This is a genomic window from Micromonospora sp. NPDC005298, from assembly GCF_040607375.1.
In the GTDB taxonomy this organism is placed as follows: domain Bacteria; phylum Actinomycetota; class Actinomycetes; order Mycobacteriales; family Micromonosporaceae; genus Micromonospora.
Window position 1 is genome coordinate 200,660 of the sequence record NZ_JBEXGP010000005.1, and the last position, 19,021, is coordinate 219,680.

Sequence of the window (19,021 nt, forward strand, 5' to 3'; positions counted from 1 at the left end):
GAAGGCCTCTGACTCCCCGACCCACCGACCGTCGCGACATGCGGGCCGGGGAGGGGGCGGAGGGACCAACGTCCGGACCGCCACCGACATCTCGACCGGGTCGAACGGGTGCCGTGCCGGATCGACCTCCGCCCACGTCGCGAGGAGTGGTCTGTTCGACCCACCGTCCGCCATGGTTCAGCATCGTGGCAGCCGGCCATCAGGGCGTCGAGCTCATACCCGTGGGCGGTGGCCCAGGGAGTCCGGCCGGCGGCTCCGGGTGGCTCCCTGGCGGATGACGGCGGGCCGATCCCGGGGAGTCGGTCAGCACGGTGAACCTGCGGGAAGCTCAGACCGGCGCGGTAGCCGCCTAGTTGCGCCGGTGGTAGTGGTTGCGGCGGGGGACCTGTTCGGGGTCGAGCCAGGCCGGTGGGACGAACTCGGGATGCCCGTCGCCGCCGAGCTGGACGCTCCAGTCGCCGTGGTGCAGGTGCCGGTGGTGGTGGCCGCAGAGCAGAACCGCGTTGCCGAGGCTCGTGTCGCCGCCGTCGGCCCAGTGCCGGATGTGGTGACCGTCGCACCAGCGGGGCGGGCGGTCACAGCCCGGGAAGGCGCAACCCCGGTCGCGCAGCACCAGGGCGCGTCGCAGCGGACCGCTGATGAGGCGGCGCTGCCGGCCGACGTCGAGTGCCTGCCCGGCGCCGCCGAGGACGGCGGGGAGGATCGCGGCGTCGCAGGCGAGCCGACGCACGGCCTCGGGGGTGAGCGGAAGACCGGTGTCGAGGGCGCCGGCTCCCAACTGCCGGGTCAGCGTGTCGTAGTCGGTGGTGACGACGACCTGGGCGGGGTCGCCGCCGTTCTCGGGTAGGTCACCGCTGCGAAGGGCGAGCCGGCACACGTCGGCCAGGGCGTCGTGGCGGCGCTGCGCCGGGGTGCGTGTGTCGTCGGGCCCGGTGGGCGCGATGAGCGGGTCGATGGCGGCGCGCAACGCGGCTGCGGCCTCGGTGTCGAGGATGCCGGCCAGGCGCAGCCGGCCGTCGGTCTGCTCGCTGATGGTGACGTGCCGGTCCCGGGCGGCCCGCGACTCCTGCGCCCGCAGGGCCGCCTCGGCGGCGGCGTCGGCGACGTCCGGGGCGACATGGTCGAGGATCCGCGTGCCGAGCCTGCGCAGCAGGGCGGCGTCGAACTGCGCGGCCCAGTCGACGAGGACACCGACGGCCTTGTCGGCGGCCTCCGCGCCGGCGGCGGTGTGCACCGTCCCGACCGTGTCGGCGATGACGCGGACCTGCTCCACGGTGACCGCCCCGCCGGCCAGCGCGTCGCGCACCCCGGCCGGGGCGGCGTCGAGCGTGGCGGCGAGCTCGACCAGACGGCGTGCGGCGCCGACCCCGAGGCGCAAGCGGTCGCGTAGCCACACCGCCGTCGAGGAGGCGCCCTGCGCGGTGGCGGTGCCTCTGCCGTCCAGCTCGCGTACGAGGGTCAGCGTGACCGCGGCCAGGCGTTGCTCCAGGCGGTGGGCGGTGTCCAGGGCGGCGACGAGGTCCTGCTCGTCGGCGGCCCAGGTGGCGCGGTCGAGGCAGCCCGCCACGGCGGCTTCTGCCTGCGCCAACTCATCGATCACCAGCAAAGATTAGAACAGACGTACGACAATCTCCGGCGCTGCCGGCGCGGGTCACCGGACCGCCGGATCAACTCGGGTGACGTAGCCTCCCGGCCATGATCGAACGGGCGCGGGTCGCGGTTGTCGGTGTCGGAAACAACACCTCGGCGCTGGTGCAGGGGCTCGCCCGCTACCGCCAGAGCGGCAGCCTGGTGGGAGTTCGCCGACCGGTGATCGACGGGCTCGGGGTGGGCGACGTCGACGTGGTCGCGGCCTTCGCCACCTCCGCGGAGAAGGTCGGCAGGGACCTGACCGAGGCGATCTTCATGTCGCCCAACAACTTTCCTCGGCTCGACTGTGAGCTTCCCCTAGCGGATGTCCCGGTGACCAGGGGCCTTGTCGACGCGACCGAGGTCGGGCGGGTGGCGGCGGCGCTGGCCGGGGCGGAGGTGCTGCTCTACTCGGCTCCGAGCGGCCGGCCCGAGACGGCACTGGCGTACGCCGAAGCCGCGCACCGGGCGGGGCTGGCCTTCATCAACACCACCTCCGACCCGGTGGCCCGGGACCCGCAGTGGATGGGCAGGTTCGAGGCGGCCGGTCTGCCGCTGATCGGCGACGACCTGGCCAGCCAGTTCGGCACGTCGGTGCTGCACAACGCGCTGCTGCGGCTGCTACAGGAGCGGGGCCTCACACTGGTCAGCTCCTACCAGGTCAATCTGGGCGGCACCGAAGACTTCCGCAACCTGGTCGAGAACCCCACCACCAAGAAGCAGTCCAAGCTCAACGCCCTGTCGGCGGCTGACCGCGTGGAGGTGGCCCCGCTCGGCTACCTGCCGCACCTCGCGTCGCAGAAGGTGGCGCACCTCAACGTTGAGGCGCAGGGTTGGGGTGAGACCTCGGTGAGCCTCGACGTGAAACTGACGGTGCACGATCCGAGTGGAGCCGCGGGCGTCAACATCGACCTGGTCCGCATCGCCGCCAGCGCGTTGCGCAACGGGCGTGGTGGTCATGCCGCCGAGGCGACCTCACTGCTCAAGTCCCCGCCGGGAACGGCGATCTGAGCCGGACCGATCGGGTCGGCTTCCTCGGCGCCTACACCACCTTCTCCACCGAGGAGTGGCACACCCTGGGACTGCTACGCAAGAACGCCGCCGTCGAGGCGTTCAACGTGCTCGGCAGCCTCTGCGCGAGCCTCGTGCTGGCCTCCCTCGGCCTCTGGCTCGGCAGCCTGATCTAGCGCGGGCGCGGGCGCGGTCCGGCGGCGTTCTCCGTCAGCGCCCCTGCGGCAGCAGCGAGCGGTAGACGTCGAGGGTCTGCCGGGCGATGGCGTCCCAGGAGAAGTGCTCCACCGCGCGTTGACGGCCGGCCAGACCGAAACGTTCGGTGCGCGCCGCGTCGGCCAGCAGCGTGTTGATCGCCGCCGCCAGGTCGGCCACGAAACGGGTCGGCTCCAGCGGGGTGCCCGAGCCGTCGGTGGCCTGCTCGATCGGCACCAGCAGGCCCGTCTCGCCGTCGGCGACGACCTCGGGGATGCCGCCGGTGGCGGTCGCCACCACCGCCGTCTCGCAGGCCATCGCCTCCAGGTTGACGATGCCCATCGGCTCGTACACCGACGGGCAGGCGAAGACGGTGGCGTGGGTGAGCACCTGGATCACCTCGGGCTTGGGCAGCATCTCGGCCACCCAGACCACGCCGGACCGGTTGGCCCGCAGTTCGGCCACCAGCTCCTCGACCTCGGCGGCGATCTCGGCCGTGTCCGGCGCGCCGGCGAGCAGCACGAGCTGCGTGTCGGCCGGCAGCTCGCGGGCGGCGCGCAGCAGGTACGGCAGGCCCTTCTGCCGAGTGATCCTTCCCACGTAGACGACGCTGGGTCGGGCCGGGTCGATGCCGAGCCGGTCGAGCACGCCGGTGCCGGCGTCCGGGGCGTACTGGACGGTGTCGATGCCGTTGTAGACCACCCGGACCCGGTCCGGGTCGATCTGCGGATAGGCGGTGAGCACGTCGTTGCGCATCCCCCCGCTGACCGCGATGATCGCGTCGGCCGACTCGTACGCCGTGCGCTCGATCCAGGAGGAGAGCGCGTAGCCGCCGCCGAGCTGCTCGGCCTTCCACGGCCGCAGCGGCTCCAGGCTGTGCGCGGTCACCACGTGCGGCACGCCGTGCAGCAGCTTCGCGGTGTGACCGGCCAGGTTGGCGTACCACGTGTGGCTGTGCACCACGTCGGCGCCCGCCGTCGCGGCGGCCATCTCCAGATCGACGCCCATCGTGCGCAGCGCGGCGTTCGCGCCGGTCAGGCCGGGCGGTTCCGGGTACGCGGTGACCCCCGGCTCGGTGCGCGGCTGACCGAAGCAGTGCACCCGGACGTCGGCGAGGCGGCGCAACTCCCGGGCGAGGTACTCGACGTGCACGCCCGCGCCGCCGTAGACCTCCGGTGGGTATTCGCGGGTGAGCAGGTCGACGCGCAGCGGGGTGGGTTCCGTCATGACCCCGCACCCTAGTGCAGAAGACTCCCCGTACGAGTGGTGAAGTCCGACGCGGGTGGATAGCGTCGGGGCATGGCTGCCAAGGTGCTCGCGATCGTCCTGGCGGGTGGGGAGGGCAAGCGCCTGATGCCACTCACCACGGACCGGGCCAAGCCGGCCGTCCCGTTCGGCGGGATGTACCGCATGGTCGACTTCGTCCTCTCCAACCTGGCCAACGCCGGCTATCTCAAGATCGTCGTGCTGACCCAGTACAAGTCCCACTCCCTCGACCGGCACATCACCAAGACCTGGCGGATGTCCACGCTGCTCGGCAACTACGTCACCCCGGTGCCCGCGCAGCAGCGTCGTGGCCCGTGGTGGTTCGCCGGCTCGGCCGACGCCATCTACCAGAGCTTCAACCTGATCAACGACGAGCAGCCCGACTACGTGATCGTCTTCGGCGCCGACCACATCTACCGGATGGACCCGCGGCAGATGGTGGAGGACCACATCGCGTCCGGCGCGGCGGTGACCGTCGCCGGCATCCGCCAGCCGCTGTCGATGGCCGACCAGTTCGGTGTCATCGAGGTCGGCGAGGACGGCCGCAGGATCCGGGCGTTCCGCGAGAAGCCCACCGACGCGGTCGGCCTGCCCGACGCGCCGGACGAGATCTACGCCTCGATGGGCAACTACGTCTTCACCACCCGCGCCCTGTGCGAGGCGGTCGAGCGGGACGCGGCGGACAAGTCAAGCAAGCACGACATGGGCGGCAGCATCATCCCGATGCTCGTCGAGCGCGGCGAGGCGAACGTCTACGACTTCCGCGACAACGAGGTGCCGGGCAGCACCGACCGGGACCGCGGCTACTGGCGTGACGTGGGGACGCTCGACTCGTTCTACGACGCGCACATGGATCTGATCAACGTGCACCCCGTGTTCAACCTCTACAACTTCGACTGGCCGATCTACACCGAGCAGCCGCCGTGGCCGCCGGCGAAGTTCGTCCACCAGTGGGGTGAGCGGGTCGGCCGCGCGGTCGGCTCCATGGTCTCGCCCGGCGTGGTGATCTCCGGCTCACTCGTGGAGAACTCGATCGTCTCGCCGAAGGTACGGGTGCACTCCTGGGCGCACGTCGAGGGCTCGGTCCTGATGGAGGGTGTGGAGATCGGCCGGCACGCCGTGGTCCGGCGCGCCATCCTGGACAAGAACGTCTTCGTCCCGGAGGGCGCCGAGATCGGCGTCGACCTGGAGAAGGACCGGCAGCGCTACACCGTCTCCGACAACGGCATCGTGGTCATCGGCAAGGGCCAGCGGGTCGAACCGTGACCGTCGTACCAGCAGGAAGGTTGACCCCGTGACCCATCCCCGTGCCGGCCAGCCCGCCGAGCCCGCCGACCTGGTCGACGTGCCGCGCCTGGTGACCGCCTACTACGCCGAGCATCCGGACCCAGCGGACCCGGCGCAGCAGGTCGCCTTCGGCACCTCCGGCCACCGGGGTTCCAGCCTGCGCAACGCGTTCAACTCCGACCACATCCTGGCCGTCACCCAGGCGCTCTGCGACTACCGGCGCGAGCAGGGCCTCGACGGCCCGCTGTTCCTCGCCCGGGACACTCACGCGCTCTCCGCGCCGGCCGCCGTGGACGCCCTGGAGGTCCTCGCCGCCAACGGCGTCACCGTGCTCGTCGACAGCCGTGACGGCTACACCCCCACCCCGGCGCTGTCGCACGCGATCCTCACCCACAACCGGGGGCGCACCAGCGGGCTCGCCGACGGCATCGTCATCACCCCGTCGCACAACCCGCCGGACGACGGTGGCTTCAAGTACAACCCGACCAACGGAGGGCCGGCCGACACCGACGTGACCCGGTGGATCCAGGACCGGGCCAACGCCATCCTGGCCGCCGGGCTCAAGGAGGTCCGCCGGATCACCTACGCGCGGGCCCGGGCCGCGGACACCACCGGGGAGTACGACTTCCTCGCGCACTACGTCGACGACCTGCCGTCGGCGATCGACGTCGACGCCATCCGCGACGCCGGGATCCGGATCGGCGCGGACCCGCTGGGCGGGGCGAGCGTGGCGTACTGGGGGGAGATCGCCGACCGGCACCGACTCGACCTGACGGTGGTCAACCCGACGGTCGACCCGACCTGGCGGTTCATGACGCTGGACGGCGACGGCAAGATCCGGATGGACTGCTCGTCGCCGAACGCGATGGCGTCGCTGATCGCCACCCGCGCCGACTACCAGATCTCCACCGGCAACGACGCCGACGCGGACCGGCACGGCATCGTCACCCCGGACGCCGGCCTGATGAACCCCAACCACTTCCTGGCGGTGGCGATCGGGCACCTGTTCCGGACCCGTACCGAATGGGGTCCGGCCGCCGCGGTGGGCAAGACCCTGGTGTCGTCCTCGATGATCGACCGGGTGGCCGCCGACCTGGGTCGGCCGCTGCTGGAGGTGCCGGTCGGCTTCAAGTGGTTCGTGCCCGGCCTGCTCGACGGGGCGGTCGGCTTCGGCGGTGAGGAGAGCGCCGGGGCGTCGTTCCTGCGCCGCGACGGCTCGACCTGGACCACCGACAAGGACGGGATCCTGCTCTGCCTGCTCGCCTCCGAGATCCTGGCCACCACCGGACGCAGCCCGAGTGAGCACTGGGCGGAGCTGGCCGATCGGTTCGGCGCGCCCGCGTACGCCCGGATCGACGCGCCGGCCACCCGCGAGCAGAAGGCCGTGCTCGGCAAACTCTCCCCGGACCAGGTGACCGCCACCGAGCTGGCCGGTGAGCCGATCACCGCGACGCTGACCACCGCGCCCGGCAACGGCGCCCCGATCGGCGGTCTGAAGGTCAGCACCGAGTCCGGCTGGTTCGCCGCCCGGCCCTCCGGCACCGAGGACGTCTACAAGATCTACGCCGAGTCCTTCCAGGGGCCCGACCACCTCAAGCAGATCCAGCAGGAGGCGAAGAACCTGGTGGACAAGGCACTGACCCAGTCCTGACCACCATCCCCCGGCCCCGTCGTCCGGGGCCGGGGATGGGGTCAGCAGGGTGGGGGGATGTCCTCCTGGGTTCTGCGCAGTTCCTGCGGGAGCAGCTCGCGGAGCTGCTCGGGCAGGAACGGCAGGTCCAGCAGGCCCATCTTGAGCTGGTTGCGTTCCTGGTAGCGCAGCGGGTCGAAGCGGACCACCAGGCCGGCGTTGCGGCGGTAACCGATGTCCACCGCGCCCTCGGTCGCCGCGTCGCGCAGCACCTGCCCGTCCACCTCCACCACGACGGCCGACGAGTGGGGTTCGAGTTCCAGGCGGATCTTCTCGTCCGGGGAGAGCACCACCGACCGGGAGATGCCGGCCATCGGCGCCGACGGGGTGACCACCACCGCGTCCGCCGCCGGGGAGATCAGCGGGCCGCCGGCGGCATAGCTGTACGCCGTGGAGCCGATCGGCGTGCTCACCACCACGGCGTCGGCGCGGTAGTAGCCGTACTGCTGGCCGTCGACCGCGAGGGTGGCGGTGACGAAGCCGGACCCGGGCTGCCGGACCAGGGCGATGTCGTTGAACGCCACGACGTCGTCGCCGCACACGTCGCAGGCCAGGCAGGCGTGCGACTCGACGGTGAAGTCCTTGGACAGCAACCGGCTCAGCGCGTCGGGCAGCTCCGGCGGTTCGACCTCCACGAGGAAACCGAGCCGACCCAGGTGTACGCCGAGCACCGGCTTCGGGTCGAGGATGGCCGAGCGCAGCGCGCCCAGCATGGTGCCGTCACCACCGATGCTGATCAGCGCGTCGACGCGGGTGGCCAGCTGGCCCTCCGGCACGGGCTCGACACTGGCCGGCACCCGATGCTTGTCCTCGGCGCGCACCATCAGCGTCTTGCGGTGGCGCGTCGCCCACCGTTCGATGATCCCGACCACCTCGGTGACATCCCGGGTGGGGTGCAGCACAAGTCCCAGCCCCGACACCCGTACAGCTCACCACATCGGCGTCGGACACGTCCGGCGTACGTCGAAGGTGCGCCGGGCGCCGCCGGTCAACCGAGCGCCGCCGAGATGATCTCCGCGATGCGTCCGCCGGCCGCGCCGTCCCACATCGGCGGTGTGGGACGCAGGGTCTGTCGCCCGGCCGCCAGGGTGTTCGCCACCGCGTCGGCGAGCGTCGAGCGGGTGACGAGGCGGTTGGTGCCGTGCGTGATGGTGATCGGGCGTTCGGTGTTGGGGCGCAGGGTCAGGCAGGGCACGCCGAGCATCGTCGTCTCCTCCTGGACGCCGCCGGAGTCGGTGACGACGACCACCGCGCCGCGTACGAGGCTCACGAACTCGAGGTAGCCCAGTGGCTCGACCACGCGCAGCGCGCGGTGCGAGAGCAGGCCCGCGTTCTCGAGCTGCTGCCGTCCGCGCGGGTGCAGCGGCAGGATGACGGGCAGTTGGTCGGCGACGGCGTGCATCGCCTTCACCAGGTCGACCACGTCCGCCGGGTCGTCGACGTTGCCGGGCCGGTGCAGCGTCGCCACCACGTAGCGTTCCGGCAGCGACAGGGCGGCGCGGATGCCGGCGACGTCGAAGCGGTCGAGGTTCGCCAGCAGCGTGTCGATCATCGGGTTGCCGACCAGGTGGATCCTCTCCGCCGCGATGCCCTCGTTGCGCAGGTGTGTCACGGCGTCGGGGCTGGTGGCGAACAGCAGGTCGGACACGTGGTCGACGACGACCCGGTTGATCTCCTCGGGCATGGACCTGTCGAAGCTGCGCAGGCCCGCCTCCACGTGCGCGACGGGGATGTCCAGCTTGGACGCGACGAGGGCGGCGGCGAGCGCCGAGTTGACGTCGCCGTACACGACGGTGAGCGCGGGGCGCTCGACGGCCATCAGCTCGTCCAGCCCGGTCATCACGCGGGCCGTCTGGCTGGCGTGGCTGCCCGACCCGACGCCGAGGTTGATGTCCGGCTCGGGTAGGCGCAGTTGGCGGAAGAAGACCTCGGACATCCGGTCGTCGTAGTGCTGTCCGGTGTGGACGAGACGTTGCCGGACGCCGTGCCGCTCGAGCGCGCGGATCACGGGCGCCGCCTTGGGGAAGTTGGGGCGCGCGCCCGTGACGTGCAGAACGATCCCGGCTGGCATGGGTCTCCTCGTGGCCGACAATCAGGAGCGACGCGGCAATAGTACAAGTTATCCAGTTTGATGCCTGTGCTCTCTATACAATGTCGAATGACGGATGCGTTGCGGTTTGCGCTGCCCGAGGGGCGGGCTGCCGTGAGCGAAGTTTCCTACTCCTGAGGGCAGGCGGGCCTTACGTGAAGCAGATCGTCCAGTCCGTGTCCGCCGGCGAGTTGAAGGTCGTCGAGGTCCCACAGCCGGAGCCCGGCCCGACCGAGGTGCTCGTCGCCACCCGCCGGTCACTGCTCTCGGCGGGGACCGAGCGAGCCGTCCGCGAGCTGGCGTCGGCGAGTCTGCTGAGCAAGGCCCGCGCGCGGCCGGACCTGGTCCGCCAGGTCGTCAACCGGGCGCGCACCGGCGGAGTGCGGTCGACGCTCGCCGCGGTGCGCAGCCGGCTCGACGAGGACATGCCGCTGGGGTACAGCGCCGCCGGTGTCGTCGTCACCGCCGGCACCGCGACGGACGGGATCCGCCCCGGTATGCGGGTGGCCACCGCGTCCGCCGGGCACGCCGAGTACCAGGCGGTGCCGGGCCTGCTCGCGGTACCCGTACCGGATTCGGTGTCGGACCAGGCGGCCGCGTTCGGGGCGGTGGCGGCCATCGCGTTGCAGGGCCTGCGGCAGGCCGAGGTGGGGCTCGGCGGTTCGATCGCCGTGGTCGGCCTCGGTCTGGTCGGGCAGCTGACCGTACGCCTGGCGCTCGCGTCGGGCCTCACCGTCATCGGCGTCGACCTGCGCCGGTGGACCGCCGAGCTGGCCGAGGGCGGTGGCGCGGTCGGTCTCGTCGAGGCCGGCGCGGCGACCACCGAACAGATCCGGGAACTGACCCGGGGCCGGGGCGTCGACGCGGTCCTGATCACGGCGGCGACAGCCTCGTCCGAGCCGGTCGCGCGCAGCGCCGAGATCGCCCGCGACCGGGCCCGGCTGGTCGTGGTCGGTGACGTCGGCCTGGACCTCGACCGCCGGCGGTTCTACGAACGCGAGCTGGATCTGCGGTTCGCCCGCAGCTACGGCCCCGGCCGCTACGACCGCGCGTACGAGGAGTGGGGCATCGACTACCCGATCGGCCACGTGCGCTGGACGGCGCGACGCAACATCGAGGCGTACCTCGATCTGGTCGCCGGTGGACGCATCGCGGTCGACGACCTGGTCACCCACGTCTTCGACGTGGAGCAGGCGACCTCGGCGTACGAGGTGCTGGCGTCGGATCCGCGCTCGCTCGCGGTGCAGCTCGACTACTCGGCTCCCGCGCAGCCGTCCCGGCAGACCATCACGATCCGGCCGCGCCGTAGCTCGACGTCGCCACGGGCCGGCCTGATCGGCGCCGGAAACTACGCCAAGGCCACGTTCCTGCCCGCGCTCAAGGCGGCGGGCTGGGCGGACGACCTCGCCGCCATCACGTCCGCCAAGGGCCTGTCGGCGCGCCACGCGGCCGAGCGCAACGGTATCGGCGTGGTGGCGCCCACCGTGGAGGACCTGCTGGTCCGCGACGACGTCGACGTCGTGTTCGTCCTGAGTCGCCACGACTCGCACGCCCGCCTGGTGGTGCAGTCGCTCGACGCCGGCAAGCACGTCTTCGTGGAGAAGCCGCTCGCGTTGACGCAGGACGAACTCGACGAGGTCACGGCCGCGTACCAGCGCAACTCCGGGCACCTGTTCGTCGGCTTCAACCGCCGGCACGCGCCGATGGTCGTCGCGGCCAGGACGGCGCTCGCCGCCGGGTCCGGGCCGATCACCGTCGCCTACCGGGTCAACGCCGGGCAACTGCCGGACTCGCACTGGTACCACGACCGGCGTCAGGGCGGTCGTGTCCGTGGCGAGGTGTGCCACTTCCTGGACCTCGCGTCGTGGCTGGTGGGCGAGCAGCCCCGGGTCGTGTCCGCGTACGGCAGCGGCCGTGGTGAGCCGGGGCTGGAGGAGGACGTGAGCGTCCTGCTCGGCTACCCGAACGGGTCCACCGCGACGATCACCTACTCCACCCGGGGGCACCGGCGTACGCCCAAGGAACGGCTGGAGGTCCTCGGCCGGGGACGCACGATACTGATCGACGACTTCCAGCGTCTGGAGATCGACGGCCGGGAGGTGAAGCGGGTGCCCGGCGGCAAGGGACACCGGGAGCTGCTCGCCCACACGCGGGCGGTGATCGCCGGCGACGCGTCCGACGACGGCGCGCTCGAGGCGTCGCTCGGGACGACCCGGGCGGCGCTGTCCGCTGTCGCCGCGCTGACCGGCGCCGAGGAGCAGCCGTCGCGCCTGCCCACGCAGCTCGACGCGGACAGCAGCGTGAGCAGCGGCTTCACCCTCTGACGGAAGTGCCGCCGAGGGGCCGGATCAGCGCGGGGCGTCGTCCTCGCCGTCGACAAGCGGGGCGAGCAGGCGCGCGAGCGCGAGGGCCATCGCCGAGCGCGACTGGTGCTCCCGGATCCAGCGCCGGCCCGCCGCGCCCATCTTCGTCAACTCGTCCGGGCTCGCCTGCACCATCTGGGCGAGGCCGTGGGCGAGGTGACCCGGCGGGGTCACGCAGCCGGCGTCGGCGCCCATGACGAGGTCACCGACGATTCCCGGGCTGTTGGTGACGATCGGCAGCCCGGCCGCCATGTAGTCGAACACCTTGTTGGGGCTGACACCGGCGCGGAACAGCTCGACGTCGGCGAGCACGTGCAGCCCGACGTCCGCCGCGTGCAGCAGGTCGGGGATCTCGGTCTTGGGCACCGGGTCGAGGAACCGTACGGTGCCGATGGCGCGCGCCCTGTCCCGCAGGCGCTGCTTCTCCACGCCCGAGCCCACCAGCACGACGTCGACCTCGGGCACCGCCTCGGCGGCGGCCAGCAGCAGGTCGAGCCCGTTGGCCGGGCCGTGTGCGCCCGCGTACACGGCGGTTCGGCGGGTGAAGCCGTAGCGGCGGCGCAGCTCGTCGCGGGGCGCGCTGGGGGTGAAGTCCTCCGGGTCGGCCGCGTTCGGGATGAACGCGATCCGCTCCGGCGCCACGCCCTTGCCCTCGATCGCCGCCCGGACGCCCGGCGCCATGATCACGACCCGGTCGGCGCGCCGGTACAGGAACCGCTCCAGGCGCTCCAGCGCGCGGTTCGCCAGCGACGTCTCGGACAGCGTGCCCATCTCCACGAGCACCCGCGGCCACAGATCCCGCACCTCCAGGACGAACGGCGTGCGGCGCAGCGTCGCGATCACGCAGCCGGAGAGGCCGGCGAGCAGGTGCGGCGAGGACGCGTAGACCACGTCGGGGCGGGGCTGCCGTAGGCCGGCCGCCGTGGCCGTCACCGCGTAGCTCGCCCAGTTGACCACCCGGCCCAGACCGTTGCCCCGGTACGGCGTCACGGCGACCGGATGGAAGCCGGGCTCGGGGCGTTGCGGCGCGCCGGTGATCATGTTGCGGCGACCGGCGAGGATCACGTACGTCCAGCCGGGGAGTCGGCTGAACAGCTCGACGTGTCGGGTGCCGCCCGGCTGACCCGGGGGGACCGCGAAGTGGTTGAGGACGAGGACCCTGCGGTGTGTCATCGCGGCGCTCGCACGTGTCGGACCGTCCCGGAGGCGAGGTGCGTGACGGCCAGGGACGCGCCACCGTCGCTCCAGGTCACCTCGAACGCGTAACCGTCGAGGGCGTCAGGTGTGGGCGGTGACCCGGCCACCGTGCCGAACCCCCACACGGCGGTGTCGGCCCGGCTCTCGGCGGTGATCCACGTCGCCGGCTCCCAGCGCCCGTACGTCCGGCTGTGCCAGCCCGCGAACGGGGCCGACCGTCCCCGTACCGCCGTGTGACCGTCCAGCCCGAAGAGGTGGAGTTTGGTTCCACCGGCGACGAGGGTGTCGTCCTCCACCATCACCTCGGGGTGCAGTGGGACGGTGAGCGACCAGGTCCCGACGGACGCCTGCGGATCGGCGAACTCGACGATCGCCACGTACTGGTCGGCCACCACGACGGCACGGCCGACCCGGACCGGGCGCTCGCCCCGCTCGTACGCGTCGTGCCACCCGAACAGGACGGTGCGGTCCGGCAGGTCGAGCGGCGGCCCGAGGTGTCCGCGCGCGGTGTGCCGCCAGCGGAACGCGCGGTGCGGGACGAGCTGGTCCTGCCCGTCCGGCCGGCGCACCGGGTGGGCGGCCGAGGTGCGCAGCCCGTTGCGGACCTCCAGCGGCCCGTTGTAGGTGCCCGTGCCCGGGTCGGCGACCAGCCAGGGCCCGCCGTGCCTGATCCAGACCGAGGTGAGATCGGCGTGGCCGTGCGACGGGCCGCCGTCCACCTTGAACCACACCCGCCACGGCCCCCGGTCGACCACCGCGATGCCGCCGGAGGTCGTCGACGGGGACCGTCCTGGGGTGGCCGCGCCGAATTCCTCCCCGGCGGCATCTCTGGTGGGCGCCGGCGCGTACCACGCCAGTTCGTCGAGGTCGGCGTACCACCGCGCGGGCAGCCGCTCACCGCACAGCGCGAGCCCGAGCGCGGTCGAGCCGGCCACGTCCAGCGGATCGCCGGAGGAGGCGAGCACGCGGCCCTCGTCCCAGTCGCCGTACTGCGGGACGTCCCCGTCGAACACGCCAAGCCGCGCCAGGTGCAGGCTGGCCGCGCGCAGGTCACGAAGGACGCTCGCCGGCGCGCCGCCGAGCAGCGTCCGCACGGTGAGCATCTCGAGGACGAAGCGGTGGTACGACAGCGAATCCTCGATCATGCGGCCGTCGGGTCCGAAGTGCCGGCGCTGCTGGGCGGCGAACATCCTCTCCCCGGTGCGCGCCCAGAGCCGGGCGCGTGGCGCGGTGGGGTACATCCGGGAGAGCAGGATCAGCCCGAGCGCGTCTCCGAGCATGTGGTTGTTGCGCATGCTGCTCACCGTGTACGGCAGCTCGACCATCAGGTGGCGGGCGCTGGCCAGCAGGAGCCGGTCCATGGCGGTCGTCACGTCGTACGGGAGTCGTTCGCCGACGAGCGTCAGGATCTGGTTCCAGGCGATGGCGCGCAGGGCGAGTTCGAGGCTCGAGTACCAGTTCACGCCCCGCTCCGGCGGGGACTGGTCGCACCAGGTCCGCAGCAGGCCGTCGAGGCCGTCCTGCCAGGGGCCGTCCGGGTCGAGGCGGGCGGCGCGCGCCAGGACGACCAGGTCGCGGTGCCGGGCCGCCTCCCAGATGTGTTTCACGTCGGACAGTCGTGCGTCGGAACGGATGTCGATGCGCCACCACGGTTCGTCGGCCGGCCACGGTTGCCCGCTCAGGGGATCGGTGCACCACGGCGCCGACACGCCCGTGGCCACTCGGCCGCCGAAGACCCGCAGGCCGTCGTGCAGGACGCGTCGGGCGTCGTCCAGGCAGCGCCTTTCGGCCTCGTCGCTGATCGGCCGCGCGTTGGTCAGCGGCACCGGCGCCGCCGGGTGGTGGCGGTGTGCCCGTGCGTGGAACAGGACGGCGTGGAATCCGGTGCGCTTGGAGGTCTCGTACGCCGCCCGCAGCGGCGCTGATCCGCCCAGGGCGCGCAGGTCCGCGGCGATCGCGCGGAGGGGGTTCTTCACCATCAGCTATCCCTTGGGCGCGGCGGAGGCGAGCGTGGTCTGCGGGATTGTTCGCGAATGCCGAACTCAGGCAGCTCGAAACAGTGCCGCCGACGCTATCAGGTCATTAGAGGTGATTCACGCAATTAAGACGGACTATGACCGCGTGTTCAGGAATTCCCGATTCGAGGCCACACCGGTCGTTTCCGCGTTGCCTCGTCGGTCGTGAGGTCGTTGCGCGTGGTGTGTCTTGGGAGTTCTGGCGTGGGGAATCGCGGTGCGCTCGACGGGGTGACCCGCCGCGGCCCCGTGCTGCCCGGCCGCCGGGACCGCCGGTCGGGAGTGGACGGTGGTGACCACCGTCGACGGCATCAGCCGTGGTCGGCACCGATCGTCCCGCGATGACGTCGACGACGCCAGGCTCACACCGTCGCCGCAGCGCGACCGCCGCGCGCCGCGGGCCGAGTCCACCGCCGGCAGACCCCGCTCCCGGACGCTGACCTGGCTTCCCCTGTGGCTCGCCCTGGCGTGGCTGCTCGGCACGTTCGGCGCGTTCTGGCTGACCGGGCTGGCCAGCCAGGTCGTCAATCCGGGCCAGCTCTGCGTCTTCGTGTTCGCGGCGACAGCTCTCTTCGCCGGCGGATACGTGGCGCAGATGTCGCGCCGCCCGCCGGCCGTGGCCGTCGTGACCCACTCCGTCGACCGCATCCGACAGGTACGCCAGCTGGTCCTGGCCAGCGCCGTCTACTACGTCGTGGTGAGCCTGACGCGACTGGCCGAGTTCGGCGCCACCGGCCCGCGGAGCGTGTGGGCGAGCATCCGGGCACCCGCCACCGGCTACCTCAACAAGTTCGAGATCTACCAGCAGGGCACCGGCACGACGAGCCCGTGGATGAACGTCCTGTTCCCGCTCGGCGTCCTCAGCGTGGCCCTGGTACCGCTGCTGGTGGTCCACTGGCGGAGCCTCCCGGCCTGGCTGCGGCTCGCCGGCATGGCCGGTACGGCGCTGCACATGGCGTTCTACCTCTTCATCGGCACCACGAAGGGGCTCGGTGACGTCGCCATCATGCTGGCGGCGGGGATGCTCGTCGCCCGGGCGTCGGTCAGGCGTCGGCGGCGCACCAGCTCGCGACGTCGCGGGGCGCTCGTGGTGGTCGGGGTGGCGTTCGGACTGCTGGCCATCTACATGGTCCACAGTCATGCCACGCGGGCGACCGAGTTCGGCACCACCGGCGCCCTGGTCCAGGTCAACCCCACGGTCGAGCGGGTCGTCGGTACGCCGGTGGCCGAGGGCGTCGCGGACGTGATCGGCTACCCGACGCACGGCTACCTCGGGCTCTCCTACAACCTCCAGGTGCCCTTCGAGTGGTCCCGTGGCCTCGGCAGCTCACCGTCCGCGGCGATCTTCGCCGAGCAGAGGTTCGGAGTGGACCTGACCGACCACCCGCCCTTTCCCGACCGGACGGAGCACGAGAAGGGCTGGCCGGCGCGCATGTACTGGGCCACCATCTATCCCTGGCTCGCCTCGGACCTCACGTTTCCGGGCGCGGCGTTGCTCATGGGGCTGATCGGCTGGCTCTTCGCCGGCTCGTGGCGTGCGGCGGTGTCCTCCCGCCGGGTCGTCCCGACGTTGATCTTCGCGCAGCTCTGCATCCTCGTCGTCTACGTGCCGGCCAACAACCAGCTCGGTATGGCGCCCGAATCCATCGTCGGGATGGCCACGCTGCTCGGGCTCTGGGCGATGCAGTCGCTCAACAGTTGGCGCCGGCAGTTCGCGGCAGCCCAGGACCGTCAGTCCCAGTTCCGGAAGAACCTGCCGATCGGCTCCGCGTAGGCCCGGTAGTCGAACGACTCGAGGGCCTGGCTGCGGGCGGCCTGGCGCATGAGGGCGCGATCGGCGTCGCTCAACCGGGCGGCGGTGCGGACCGCCTCGGTGACCTCGGCGACCGTGTGGTCCCGGCAGACGAGCCCCTCACGGTGCGGGCGCAGGTATCTCCCCATGTCGCTGGTGAGGTTGGCGATCACCGGTGTGCCGCTGGCCAGGCTCTCGCAGAACTTCGTCGAGAAGCCCGCGTCGGTCGCCCGTTCCGGTCGGCGGATCAGGACTGTGAAGTCGGCGTTCTGGAGGGCGTCCGCCACCTCGGCCTGCGGGAGGCGACCCAGGCACCGCACACCGTCGGGCAGCGCCCGGCCGTCGAACAGGCCGCGTGCCTCGTCCGGTGTCGGACCGTAGATGCGCAACTCGACGTGCGCGCCTTCGCGCTGGACACGGCTCACCGCCTCGATGACGGTGCCCAGCAGGTCCTTCTTGTTCCCGTGCGGGTTGCCGGCGTAGGCGAGGGTGAGCCCGGACGAGCCGGCAGCGGTCTGCCGGGCGTCGAGCGTCAGGCCCTTGACGTCGAGCGTGGGTGGCACCCGCAGGAGCGGCTTGCCGGTACGACGGTAGTGGTTCTCCAGGTACGAGCTGATCGCGATCAGGCCGTCGCACCGCGGGTAGTAGTGGTGCAGAGCGAGCTTCATGCTGGCGTGCAACGGCCCGAGGTACCCGCCGCGCACGTAGCGTCCGTTGAACCAGTCGACGACGTCGACGATCAACGGCACGCCGTGACGACGACACCAGCGCTGGAGGTGGTACATGTACTGGGCCTGACCGCCGTGCACCAGGACGTGCGAGGGTCTGGTCGGCTGGGCGTCGAGCCAACGGACCGTCAGTTGACCCCAGCGCACCAACGTCTGGATCGAACTGGCGAGCGCCCCGGCGTCCGGCGGCGGCTTCTCCGCGAGGCCGACGTACGCCACCGAGCCCGGCCCGTCGATGCCCGGCAGCGGCGTGACGGTGCGCGGCTCCGCCCCACCGCCGGCGACCACCACGTCGTAGCCGGCGGCGGCGAGCGACGCCGCCAGGCCGTGGACACGTCGCGACCCCGCCTCACCCCACGGGAAGAGGAACGGGCCCACACAGGCGACCCAACCCGAGCGTCTCACCTCCCCACCTCAGCTCGCCGCTGGGGCACCTGCCGGCCGGATGCGACGTCCACCGCCGAGCGGAGCGTGGCGGCGAACCGCGCGGCCACGCTCTCCCTCGCGTGCTCCTGCCGTGCGAAGTCGACCCCGTTGTGGGCCAGCCGCCGGCGCAGCGCCGCGTCACGGCAGAGCCTGGCGAGGTCACCGACAAGCGCCGCCGGGTCGTTCGTACCGACGATCACGCCGGCGTCCGCCGCGCGGATGTGGTCCATCGACGCCACCTCGGCGGGACCGTAGCCGAGAATGGGGCGGCCCGAGGCCAGGTACTGGGGGATCTTCGTCGACACCGAGTAGCGGGTGTACCGCCGGATCTCCTCGTCGAAGGACTCGATGTGGACCAGGACGTCCGCCGACCGCAGCGCCGCGGGCACCTCGTCGCTCGCCAGCGACGGCCCGAGGCGCACCCGCTCCAGGTGGGCGAAGTGCCGGCCGTACCGGGCGAGGTCCTTCTCCGGAGCGTGGATGGTCAACCGGACCGGTCGGCCGTCCTGGGCCAGCCGGTCCAGGGCGGCGCCGATGTCGCGCAGCGACTCCCACCGGTTCAGGTGCAGGGCACCGACGTACACCAGCTCCGTCGTCGGTCGCTGGTCCGTCTCCTCCCGGGGCGCGGCGAAGTAGGTCTCGTCGACGCAGTTCACGAAGGGGCTGAACGGGATGCCGTACCGCCTGGCGTACTCCTGCGCCATCGGCCGGCTGATGACCATGCCGAGCGGAGCCAGCCGGAGCAGCCGCGCGATGGACTCCTGCACGGACCGGTTGGCCCGCCCGAGGAGTTCACCCTTGTCGTACAGCGTCGCCGGCCAGTCGTCGGTGAAGTGCGGCACGACGGGGACGCCGCAGGTACGCGCCGCGAGAGCGGTGATCCTCGTCAGCCGGACGCTGCCGAGCATGGAGTAGACGACGTCCGGGCGGAAGTCCCGCATCCAGTCGGTGAGCGTCCGGGGAACCCGGATGGGACTGAGGTCGGCGGTCGCGCGCAGCTGGGCGTAGGCCTTGGCCATGGCCGGGCGGCTCTCCGCCGCGGCGTGTACGGCGGCGATAGGCCGGCTCTGCTGCAACGGTGTGCGACCGTTCCAGCCCAGCATCCGCATCGAGTAGTACTGGATCGGCAGGTAGTGGTCCCGGGGCGGGAAGTGGAAGAAGGTCTCGCACACCTCGGTCGACGGCGCGATGTTGCCGGTGTGCACCTGCCCCAGGCGGTCCTTCGGCCAACCGGAGAAGAGGTTCGACAGGGTCATGGCGGTGCCACTGACCCGGCTGAACGGCGTGTGGCTCACCACCAGCACCCGGGGATGTTCCTCCTGCGACAGCATCA

13 protein-coding genes are annotated in these 19,021 nt (G+C 71.9%); 5 read left to right on the top strand and 8 right to left on the bottom strand.

From position 1 onward, the window contains the following. Positions 1–349: 349 nt before the first annotated feature. Positions 350–1,600 carry a DUF222 domain-containing protein gene (locus ABZS77_RS12985; protein ID WP_354821811.1) on the bottom strand — a complete coding sequence of 417 codons (1,251 nt, stop codon included), beginning with the start codon at positions 1,598–1,600 and terminating at the stop codon, positions 350–352. A gap of 95 nt (positions 1,601–1,695) precedes the next feature. Between ABZS77_RS12985 and ABZS77_RS12990 the strand changes: the two genes are divergently transcribed. Then, positions 1,696–2,640: an inositol-3-phosphate synthase gene (locus ABZS77_RS12990; protein ID WP_354821814.1), complete on the top strand. Its 945-nt coding sequence runs from the start codon at positions 1,696–1,698 to the stop codon at positions 2,638–2,640. A gap of 210 nt (positions 2,641–2,850) precedes the next feature. Here the strand turns inward: ABZS77_RS12990 and glgA are convergent, their stop codons facing one another. Beyond that, positions 2,851–4,062: a glycogen synthase gene (gene glgA, locus ABZS77_RS12995; RefSeq protein ID WP_354821817.1), complete on the bottom strand. Its 1,212-nt coding sequence runs from the start codon at positions 4,060–4,062 to the stop codon at positions 2,851–2,853. Positions 4,063–4,134: 72 nt separating this feature from the next. On the opposite strand from glgA, the gene glgC reads away from it, so the two are divergent. Further along, entirely contained in the window at positions 4,135–5,367 is a 1,233-nt protein-coding gene (gene glgC / locus ABZS77_RS13000) for a glucose-1-phosphate adenylyltransferase (protein ID WP_354821820.1), read from the top strand. A 28-nt stretch (positions 5,368–5,395) separates the two neighbouring features. Beyond that, positions 5,396–7,039 (top strand): phosphoglucomutase (alpha-D-glucose-1,6-bisphosphate-dependent), encoded by a 1,644-nt coding sequence (gene pgm / locus ABZS77_RS13005; RefSeq protein ID WP_354821823.1) that lies wholly within the window; start codon positions 5,396–5,398, stop codon positions 7,037–7,039. Between the two features lie 41 nt (positions 7,040–7,080). Here the strand turns inward: pgm and ABZS77_RS13010 are convergent, their stop codons facing one another. Both ABZS77_RS13010 and wecB read right to left on the bottom strand, forming a co-directional pair. Further along, positions 7,081–7,998, bottom strand: a complete 918-nt coding sequence (locus ABZS77_RS13010) for an NAD(+)/NADH kinase (protein ID WP_354821826.1) — start codon at positions 7,996–7,998, stop codon at positions 7,081–7,083. 68 nt (positions 7,999–8,066) lie between these two features. Next, the gene (gene wecB / locus ABZS77_RS13015; protein ID WP_354821829.1) at positions 8,067–9,149 is read right to left on the bottom strand and encodes a UDP-N-acetylglucosamine 2-epimerase (non-hydrolyzing); all 1,083 of its coding nucleotides are present in this window, start codon (positions 9,147–9,149) and stop codon (positions 8,067–8,069) included. Between the two features lie 173 nt (positions 9,150–9,322). On the opposite strand from wecB, the gene ABZS77_RS13020 reads away from it, so the two are divergent. Further along, the gene (locus ABZS77_RS13020) at positions 9,323–11,491 is read left to right on the top strand and encodes a bi-domain-containing oxidoreductase (protein WP_354821832.1); all 2,169 of its coding nucleotides are present in this window, start codon (positions 9,323–9,325) and stop codon (positions 11,489–11,491) included. A 24-nt stretch (positions 11,492–11,515) separates the two neighbouring features. Here ABZS77_RS13020 and ABZS77_RS13025 read toward each other — a convergent pair whose 3' ends face one another. Both ABZS77_RS13025 and ABZS77_RS13030 read right to left on the bottom strand, forming a co-directional pair. Then, on the bottom strand, positions 11,516–12,703 hold the full coding sequence (locus ABZS77_RS13025) for a glycosyltransferase family 4 protein (protein ID WP_354821835.1): 1,188 nt from the start codon (positions 12,701–12,703) through the stop codon (positions 11,516–11,518). After that, a complete protein-coding gene (locus ABZS77_RS13030) occupies positions 12,700–14,706 on the bottom strand; it encodes a heparinase II/III family protein (RefSeq protein ID WP_354821838.1) in 2,007 nt (668 codons plus the stop codon). The genes ABZS77_RS13025 and ABZS77_RS13030 overlap by 4 nt, the downstream gene beginning before the upstream one ends. A 325-nt stretch (positions 14,707–15,031) precedes the next feature. On the opposite strand from ABZS77_RS13030, the gene ABZS77_RS13035 reads away from it, so the two are divergent. Then, positions 15,032–16,516 (top strand): hypothetical protein, encoded by a 1,485-nt coding sequence (locus ABZS77_RS13035; protein ID WP_354821841.1) that lies wholly within the window; start codon positions 15,032–15,034, stop codon positions 16,514–16,516. On the opposite strand, the gene ABZS77_RS13040 is transcribed toward ABZS77_RS13035, so the two are convergent. Together ABZS77_RS13040 and ABZS77_RS13045 are read right to left on the bottom strand one after the other, a co-directional pair. After that, positions 16,474–17,667: a glycosyltransferase gene (locus tag ABZS77_RS13040; RefSeq protein WP_354821844.1), complete on the bottom strand. Its 1,194-nt coding sequence runs from the start codon at positions 17,665–17,667 to the stop codon at positions 16,474–16,476. The two genes, ABZS77_RS13035 and ABZS77_RS13040, sit on opposite strands and share 43 nt — an antisense overlap. Then, the gene (locus ABZS77_RS13045) at positions 17,664–19,019 is read right to left on the bottom strand and encodes a glycosyltransferase (protein WP_354821847.1); all 1,356 of its coding nucleotides are present in this window, start codon (positions 19,017–19,019) and stop codon (positions 17,664–17,666) included. Before ABZS77_RS13045 ends, ABZS77_RS13040 begins: the two co-directional genes overlap by 4 nt. Positions 19,020–19,021: the final 2 nt, after the last annotated feature.